Annotated in this window: 8 protein-coding genes and 1 pseudogene; all 9 read left to right on the top strand. The window is 64.9% G+C overall.

The features are described from left to right. Positions 1-348: 348 nt before the first annotated feature. Positions 349-480, top strand: a pseudogene (locus tag Q0687_RS11055) (dipeptide/oligopeptide/nickel ABC transporter ATP-binding protein); the annotation flags it as partial. Then, a complete protein-coding gene (locus Q0687_RS11050; RefSeq protein WP_298875964.1) occupies positions 477-674 on the top strand; it encodes a hypothetical protein in 198 nt (65 codons plus the stop codon). The pseudogene Q0687_RS11055 and the gene Q0687_RS11050, both read left to right, overlap by 4 nt. Beyond that, entirely contained in the window at positions 671-2,086 is a 1,416-nt protein-coding gene (locus Q0687_RS11045; RefSeq protein WP_298875962.1) for an amidase, read from the top strand. Before Q0687_RS11050 ends, Q0687_RS11045 begins: the two co-directional genes overlap by 4 nt. Before the next feature lie 205 nt (positions 2,087-2,291). Beyond that, positions 2,292-2,561 carry a GlsB/YeaQ/YmgE family stress response membrane protein gene (locus Q0687_RS11040; RefSeq protein WP_298875960.1) on the top strand — a complete coding sequence of 90 codons (270 nt, stop codon included), beginning with the start codon at positions 2,292-2,294 and terminating at the stop codon, positions 2,559-2,561. A gap of 264 nt (positions 2,562-2,825) precedes the next feature. Further along, the gene (locus Q0687_RS11035) at positions 2,826-4,574 is read left to right on the top strand and encodes a type I secretion system permease/ATPase (protein ID WP_298875957.1); all 1,749 of its coding nucleotides are present in this window, start codon (positions 2,826-2,828) and stop codon (positions 4,572-4,574) included. Beyond that, the gene (locus Q0687_RS11030) at positions 4,571-5,905 is read left to right on the top strand and encodes an HlyD family type I secretion periplasmic adaptor subunit (protein WP_298875954.1); all 1,335 of its coding nucleotides are present in this window, start codon (positions 4,571-4,573) and stop codon (positions 5,903-5,905) included. Before Q0687_RS11035 ends, Q0687_RS11030 begins: the two co-directional genes overlap by 4 nt. A gap of 166 nt (positions 5,906-6,071) precedes the next feature. Beyond that, positions 6,072-7,541 (top strand): AMP nucleosidase, encoded by a 1,470-nt coding sequence (locus tag Q0687_RS11025; protein ID WP_298875951.1) that lies wholly within the window; start codon positions 6,072-6,074, stop codon positions 7,539-7,541. Between the two features lie 147 nt (positions 7,542-7,688). Continuing rightward, positions 7,689-8,321, top strand: coding sequence for a tetratricopeptide repeat protein (locus Q0687_RS11020; RefSeq protein WP_298875948.1), 633 nt, complete (start codon positions 7,689-7,691; stop codon positions 8,319-8,321). 94 nt (positions 8,322-8,415) lie between these two features. Further along, positions 8,416-8,691: a DUF1488 family protein gene (locus Q0687_RS11015; protein ID WP_298875945.1), complete on the top strand. Its 276-nt coding sequence runs from the start codon at positions 8,416-8,418 to the stop codon at positions 8,689-8,691. Positions 8,692-8,773 lie beyond the last annotated feature (82 nt).

The following is an 8,773-nucleotide window of genomic DNA, read 5'->3' as shown; positions in this document are numbered from 1 at the left end:
GCCATCGAGCGCGGCCGCCGCAGCGAGGACGCCGACACGCTTGAGAAGCTGTTTAAGCTGTACGAGGCAAGGATCACGGAATTCAAGATCAACCCGCCGCCGGAAGACTGGAACGGGGCCTATGCGCTGCTGACGAAGTAGGGGGGCCGCGCACCGCTCAGGCTAAGATACCGGTGTCGTCCTGGCGAAAGCCAGGACCCATACGCCGCAGCAGGGGTTGTTTCGCGCGATCGGAGTTGCCAATCTTCACCAAACTCAATTCGGTGGCTATGGGTCCTGGCTTTCGCCTGGACGACTGCGGAATGCTTGGGGCCAATGTGGCTGATCAACTAATCCACGTTTGCCGCGTTTGCGGAGCCGCTCTGCGCAAATGCGACGCCAAAACTCACCGCGCTGGATAGAATGGGTCACGGGGCTGCCTGCTATATGGCCATTCCGGGATCAGGCCATAGCCCTGCGCCCAGAGAGGAAACCGCATGACGAGACCAACGACAAAAGAAATCCAGGCGACCGCGCAAGTCGCCGGCGTTCCCGTCGACGAGGAGATCGCGACACGCATCTCCAATTCCATCGGGCCGGCCTTCGAGGGCTTTGCCGCCATCGCCGGCACGCTGCCGTTCGACCTCGAACCTGCGCTCTATCCGCTGGCGCAGACGCAGAAGGTGTCGAAATGAGCCGTGAGCCTGAATTGATGAGCCTCACCGAGGTCGCGCGTGCGATCGCGATGAAGCAGGTCTCCTCGCATGAGGTGACGCGCGCGCTGCTGCACCGCATTGCGCAATGGCAGCCGCATCTCAACGCCTTCATGTCGATCGAGTCGGAGGCCGCGCTGAAGGCGGCCGAGGCCGCCGACGCCGAGCTTGCGAAAGGCGAGCTGCGTGGTCCGCTGCATGGCGTGCCGCTCGCGCACAAGGACATGTATTACGATGCCGGCAAGGTCTCGACCTGCGGTTCGCTGATCCGCCGTGATTTCGTGCCGATGGTGACCTCGACCGCGTTGCAGCGCTTGAAGGATGCCGGCCAGGTCAGGCTCGGCACGCTGCATCTCGCCGAATTCGCCTATGGTCCGACCGGTCACAACGCCCATTACGGTCCGGTGCGCAATCCCTGGAATGTCGCGCATATCACCGGTGGCTCGTCCTCGGGCTCCGGCTCGTCGGTCGCCGCACGGCTGACCTATGCGGCGCTCGGCTCCGATACCGGCGGCTCGATCCGCATGCCCGCTCATTTCTGCGGCGTCACGGGGCTGAAGACCACGGTCGGCCGCGTCAGCCGGGCCGGCGCAATGCCGCTGTCGCAATCGCTCGACACGGTCGGCCCGCTCGCGCGGACCGCGGAAGATTGCGCGCTGCTGCTGGCGCTGATGGCTGGCCCCGACCCCCAGGATTCGACCGCCAGCCATGAGCCGCTGTCGGACTACGTCGCCGCGACCAAGGGCTCGCTGAAGGGCCTCAAAATAGGGGTGCCCGCGTCCTTCTATGTCGACGATCTCGACAGCGAGGTGGCGCGCGTGCTCGACGAGACCATCGCGGTGCTCAAGCGCGAGGGCGCCGACATCGTCAAGGTCGAGCTGCCGGACCAGCGGCAATTGTCCGCGGCAAGCCAGCTCGTGCTGGCCGCCGAAGCCGCCGCCTTCCACAAGCGCTGGATGATCGAGCGTCCTCAGGACTATGGCCCGCAGACCTTGATGCGGCTGCAGAACGGCCTCGCCGTCCCCGCCATCACCTATCTCGAGGCGATGCGCTGGCGTGGTCCGGCACTGGCCGCGCACAATGCGGCCACCGCAGGCGTCGACGCGATCATCGCGCCGGCTTCGCCGATTCCGGCCCCGACGATCGCGGAGAGCGATGTCGGCGGCGGACCGAACGCGCCGGCATTGTTGCAGCGGCTGACGATGTTCACCCGTCCGGTGAACTTTTTGGGCCTGCCGTCGCTCACTGTTCCCTCCGGCTTCACCAAGAACGGCTTGCCTGTCGGCATGCAGCTGATCGGCCGCTCCTTCGACGAAGCGACCTTGCTGACCATCGGCGCCGCCTTCCAGCGCGTCACCGACTATCACGAGAGGTTGCCGAAACTGCCGTCATGACGGTGTCCTCGCCCTGCGGCTGCGGGCGGGGAAAATTCCTCTGTGGTGACACCGGCTTGTCATCATTCGCCGCGCGCCGAGGTCCGGGCGCGCTGCTACTGTGCATGGGGTTGTTTTCGACCTTTCGGCCGCGGGAACAGCATTCAGACCCCATTCATCCCGGCTGCGGTTCCATGCCGCCGTTCACGGAGAGGGACTTCATCTTATGTATATTTCTGGTCAAAGCCTCATCGTCATCCTGTTCGTCGGCCTGGTGGCCGGCTGGCTCGCTGGCAAGATCGTGCGCGGCGCCGGGTTCGGCATCATCGGCGACATCGTGATCGGCATCGCCGGCGCGTTCGTCGCAACCTACCTGTTTCCGAGGCTCGGCATCCATATTGGCGTCGGGCTGGTCTCGGAGATCATCTATTCCGCCATCGGCGCCATCATCCTGCTGCTGGTGGTCCGGCTGATCCGCGGCGGCGGCCGGCTCTAGCGGTTCGACCGATTGGAACCTTGCGCCTCTCCCCAACGGCCCCCAGTGGCCCTTGGGGGAGGCGCTTGTCTTTACTCGAAAAAGCCGCAAAGACTGTGAAATACCGGACTTGCGGATCGGGCTGTCCGCGGTAGATGTGGCGAGGTCCGGATGAATTTGATTGCATTGCACGCGGGAAGAACCCGATATTAATCCGCGGCCCGTACGCCTCGATTTGCCTTTGAATTCAGGGGTTCGGCCCCTTACCCGAAAGAGACCAGACTGATGGCAGCCGTTCCCGGCCTCCGCCGTTCAGAACTCGGCGATGCGCTGCGTGCCTGCCGCTCGGCATTCATCGGCGTCGGCTTCATGAGCTGCATGATCAACCTGCTCTATCTGACCGGGTCGATCTTCATGCTGGAGGTCTACGACCGGGTGCTGCCGAGCCGCAGCATCCCGACCCTGGTCGGCCTGATCGTCCTCGCCGGCGGCCTCTATATGGCGCAGGGCGTGCTCGACATGATCCGCAGCCGCATTCTGGGACGGGTCGGTACCGCGCTCGACGAAGCCCTGAACCAGCGCGTGTTCGACACCATCGTGCGGCTGCCGCTGCTGGTCGGCAATCGCAACGAAGGGCTGCAGCCGCTGCGCGACCTCGACAATGTCCGCTCCTTCCTCGGCAGCATGGGCCCGAGCGCGTTCTTCGACCTGCCCTGGCTGCCGCTCTATCTCGGCATCTGCTTCGCCTTCCACGTCTGGATCGGCCTGACCGCTTTGGTCGGCGCCGTCATTCTCGTCAGCCTGACGCTGGTCACCGAATTCCTGTCCCGCCAGCCGGCCAAGGAGGCGATGGGCCTTGCCGCCCAGCGCAACGACCTTGCCCAGTCCAGCCGCCGCAACGCCGAGGTGCTGGTGTCGATGGGCATGGCCGGACGCCTCAACGCGCGCTGGAGCGCGGCCAACGAGAAATACCTTGCCGGCAATCAGCGTGCGAGCGACGTCTCCGGCGGCCTCGGCGCGATCGCCAAAGTCCTGCGCATGATGCTGCAATCCGCCGTGCTCGCAGTCGGCGCCACGCTTGTCATCCACCAGGAGGCGACCGCCGGCATCATCATCGCCGGCTCGATCCTCTCGGCCCGCGCGCTGGCGCCGGTCGATCTCGCCATCGCGCATTGGAAATCCTTCGTCGCGGCCCGCCAGAGCTGGCACCGCCTCAGCCGGCTGCTGGAGCAGATGCCGGCGCAGGCGATGCCGACCCAGTTGCAGGCGCCCACCAGCCGCCTCGCGGTCGAAGCCGTCGCGATGGTGGCGCCGGGCGACCAGCGTCTCATCGTCCAGGACGTCACCTTCGCGCTCGAAGCCGGCAACGGCCTCGGCGTGATCGGGCCGAGCGGCTCCGGCAAATCCTCGCTGATCCGCGCGCTGGTCGGCGTCTGGCAACCGGTCCGTGGCAAGGTTCGGCTCGATGGCGCGGCGCTCGACCAATGGTCGAGTGACGTGCTCGGCCGTTACATCGGCTATTTGCCACAGGACGTCGAACTGTTCGGCGGCACCATCGCGCAGAACATCAGCCGTTTCGATCCGGACGCGACTTCCGACGGCATCATCTCCGCAGCCAAGGAAGCCGGCGTGCACGAGATGATCATCAAGATGCGCGAGGGCTACAACACGCAGGTCGGCGAGCAGGGCACTTCGCTCTCGGCCGGCCAGGCCCAGCGCGTGGCGCTGGCGCGCGCGCTCTACGGCAATCCGTTCCTGATCGTGCTGGACGAGCCCAATTCCAATCTCGACACCGAAGGTGACGAGGCGCTGACCCGCGCGATCCGCAGCGCCCGCGAGCGTGGCGCGATCGTCGTCGTGGTGGCGCACCGCCCGATCGGCGTCGAGGCGGTCGACCAGATCCTGGTGCTGCGCGACGGCCGCATGCAGGCCTTCGGGCCGAAGGAGCAGGTGCTCGCGCAGGTGCTCCAGCCGCGCGTCGCGCCGCCGACGCCGATCAAGGTCGTCAGTGAAGGCGGAGTGGCCAAAGCATGAGCACGATGACCGTTGGCGGGACAAAACCGGCCGCGAAAAGGACCGTGCAGCAGTCGATTCGGTTTCACCTGCTTCTCGGGCTCTCGATCGTGCTGTTCCTGGCCGTCGGCCTCGGCGGCTGGTCGTCGACGGTGCTGATTTCCGGCGCGTTGATCGCGCCGGGCCAGATCGTGGTCGAATCCAACGTCAAGAAGGTGCAGCATCCGACCGGCGGCGTGGTCGGCGAGGTGCGCGCCCGCGACGGCGATTTGGTCAAGGCCGGCGATATCGTGGTGCGGCTCGACGACACTGTCACCAAGGCCAACCTCGCCATCGTTACCAAGAATCTCGACGCCGCACAGGCGCGCGCGGCGCGGCTTCAGGCCGAGCAGCGCGGTCTCGACAAGATCGAATTCCCGCAATCGCTGCTTGATCGCGGCGACGATCCCGACGTCAAGGCGCTGCTGTCCGCCGAAACCAAGCTGTTCGACGTCCGCGTCAACGGCCGTGCCGGTCAGAAGGCGCAGCTGCGCGAGCGTATCCAGCAGCTCAACGAGGAAATCGAGGGGCTCGTCGCGCAGGAGAAGGCCAAGGACAAGGAGATCGCGCTGGTGCAGCAGGAGCTCACCGGCGTGCGCGATCTCTATGACAAGCATCTGGTGCAGATCTCGCGCCTGACCACGCTCGAGCGCGATAGCGCCCGCCTCAACGGCGAGCGCGCGCAGTACATCGCCCAGCGCGCGCAGGGCAAGGGCAAGATCACCGAGACTGAGCTCCAGATCATCCAGGTCGACAAGGACATGGTCAGCGAGGTCTCGAAGGATCTGCGTGAGACCAACGACAAGATCGGCGAAATGATCGAGCGCAAGGTCGCGGCCGAAGACCAGCTCCGCCGCGTCGACATTCGCGCGCCGCAGGACGGCATGGTGCTGCAATCGACGGTGCACACCGTCGGCGGCGTCGTCACCGCCGGCGACACCCTGATGCTGATCGTGCCGCAGGCCGACGACCTCCAGGTCGAGGCCAAGGTCAACCCGGTCGATATCGACAAGCTGCAGATCGGCCAGAAGACGCTGCTGCGCCTCTCCGCCTTCAATCAGCGCACCACGCCCGAGCTCAACGGCGTCGTCAGCCGCGTCTCGCCGGACGTCACCACCGACCAGCGCACGGGGCAGAGCTACTACACCATCCGCGTGTCGCTGTCGGCGGAGGAGGTCGCCAAGCTCGGCGATTCCAAGCTGATCCCCGGCATGCCGGCGGAGGCGTTCGTGCAGACCGGCGACCGCACCATGCTGTCGTACCTCTTGAAGCCGTTGCATGACCAGTTCATGCGGGCGTTCCGAGAGAAGTGACGCGGGCCGCAAGCTCGATCTCGTAGGGTGGGCAAAGGCGCAACGCGCCGTGCCCACCTTTCTTCAGTGACGATGAAGATCGTGGGCACGCTCCGCTTTGCCCACCCTACGAGACCTTCTTCTTTGCTATAGTTCGACTCACGCAACAACCCGGCGCGGTCGAACAATGCAATCCCCACCATCCATCGCCACCAGATCCTTCTCCGATGCATCCGCGGCCGTCGCGCGCCTCGAAGAGATCTACGAACGCAACACGAAGTTCCTGCGCGAGCGGTTCGAGGCTTATGTCTCGGGCGAGGCGATCACGACCCGGGTCCGGGCCTATTATCCGTTCGTGCGTCTCACCACCGCGACCCATGCGCGGCTGGATTCTCGTCTGTCTTATGGGTTTGTCGCAGGCCCCGGCGTGCATGAGACCAGCATAACGCGGCCGGATCTGTTCCGGGCCTATCTCACCGAACAGATCGGCCTGTTGATCCAGAACCATGGCGTGCCCGTCGAGATCGGGGAATCCGCCGAGCCGATCCCGATTCACTTCGCCTATCGCCGCGACATCAACATCGAAGCCGCCATCACCACCAGCGAGAACTCGCCGGTCACGCGATCGCTGCGCGACGCGTTCGACGTGCCTGATCTCGCCACGATGGATGATTCCATCGCCGACGGGACGTTCCAGCTTCAGGCAGGCGCGCCCGAGCCGCTCTCGCTGTTCCGCGCCGCGCGCGTCGACTACTCGTTGCGGCGGCTCTACCACTACACCGGCACCGACCCCGAGTATTTCCAGAACTTCGTGATTTTCACCAATTACCAGTTCTATGTCGATGCCTTCGCCGAGTTCTGCCAGCGGCGGCTTCAGTCCGGCGAAGCTGAGCTCGACGCATTCGTTGCACCCGGCAACGTCATGACGCGCAGCGATGGCAATACGACCGGAACGGCGCCGGCGCGCACGCCGAACATGCCGGCGTTCCATCTCGTTGCGCCGGGCTATCGTGGCATCACCCTGATCAATATCGGCACCGGCCCGTCCAATGCGCGCAACGTCACCGATCACGTCGCGGTGCTGCGGCCGCATGCCTGGATGATGCTCGGGCACTGCGCGGGCCTCCGCAACACGCAGCGGCTCGGCGACTACGTGCTCGCGCACGGCTATGTGCGCGAAGACCATGTGCTCGATCGCGAGCTGCCGCTATGGGTGCCGATCCCGGCGCTGGCCGAGATGCAGGTCGCGCTGGAGCAGGCGGTCGAGGACGTCACGGGTCTGGAAGGTTTCGAGCTCAAGCGATTGATGCGCACCGGCACGGTCGCCAGCGTCGACAACCGTAATTGGGAGATCTCCGGCCGAGAGGTTATTCGCCGCCTGTCACAATCACGCGCCGTCGCGCTCGACATGGAATCGGCCGCGATCGCCGCCAATGGCTATCGCTTCCGCGTGCCCTACGGCACGCTGCTCTGCGTCTCCGACAAGCCGCTGCACGGTGAGATCAAGCTCGCCGGCATGGCCAGCGAATTCTACCGCGCCCGTGTCGGCCAGCATCTCCAGATCGGCCTGAAGGCGCTGGAGCGGCTCAAGCAGCAGGAATCGGAGCGGCTGCATTCGCGCAAGCTGCGCAGCTTTGCCGAAGTCGCGTTCCAGTAAATCGGCGAGTGCCGGCTCGAACAATGACAGCACGCCTGTCGCGCCGAGCTGCCGACGTGCTCGCATACGTGTTCCCGGGAATATCCCTGCCGAAGCAGGGTTATCATCTCGTCCGGGGCGTGATCTAGCAGACATCAGGAGACCACAATGGTCAGTCCGATCATCAGGCTCGCCGTTCGCGGCGTATATCTTGCGGCGCTCGTTGCCGCAGCCGGATCTGCACCTGTCTGGGCCGCAGGCGGTGGAGGTGGTGGTGGCGGCGGTGGTGGTGCCGGAGGCGGCATGGACCCCTTCGCGCACCCCGCTTCCAGCCAGACCACGCCGGCTCCGACCTATCCGGCGCGCACGGGCACCAAAGCCACGCATAGGGGCAAGAAGGCCAACAACCAGTCCAGCATCGATGATCCGGCTTTTGCTGCCGGCTACCGCGCCGCCTACGACACCATCTATGAGCGGAACGACTATCCTGCTGCGATCGCGCAGTTGAAGTCGCTGGGCCACGACGACAGTGCGAATGTCGCCAACCTGATCGGTTATTCCTACCGTAAGCTCGGCGACTACAAGCAGTCGCAGATCTGGTACCAGCACGCACTCGCGATCGACCCGAACCACGTGCTGACCTGGCAGTATTATGGCCTGTGGCAGCTCGAGCAGGGCAATCGCGAGCAAGCGATGTTTCATCTCAGCCGGATCGCGGCCATTTGCGGGACGGATTGCGAAGAGTACAAGTCACTGGCAGCGGCGTTGGACAAGCCAACTGGAACGGCTCTCGCGTACTGAAGCGGCCCCCGAACGCTGGCCATGAGCCACCTGCAGGGTGACAAGTCCCGCGAATTTCAGCATTGTCCCGTTTGGGGGTGAACGGGACAATTTGATGCCGCTCTTGCGCGACAGGATCATCGGTCACGACCTCGAACGTCTGGCCTTCCGGTTCACCATGCTCAACGATGGTGACGTTGTGGACTGCCAGATCAGCGACGCTGCAATGGACGAGCTCGCGGGCATGCAGGGCACTGAAAGCACCGCCCGGCAAGCGCAGTTCTTGTCCCTGCGCGAAACCATCGAGCGGATCGCGTCAGATCTCTACGATGAGGCGCCGCGGTTCAAAGGCTATGTTGTCAGGATTTTTGTGCGGCATTTGGGGAGGTGAGGTCGGTTGTTGCGGCGGGCACAGCTCCATCACCGTCACCCTGAGGTGCTCGCCTCTTCGGCGAGCCTCGAAGGGCGACGGC

Source organism: uncultured Bradyrhizobium sp., from assembly GCF_936928535.1.
Lineage (GTDB): Bacteria > Pseudomonadota > Alphaproteobacteria > Rhizobiales > Xanthobacteraceae > Bradyrhizobium.
This window is presented reverse-complemented; position numbering and strand designations above follow the sequence as displayed.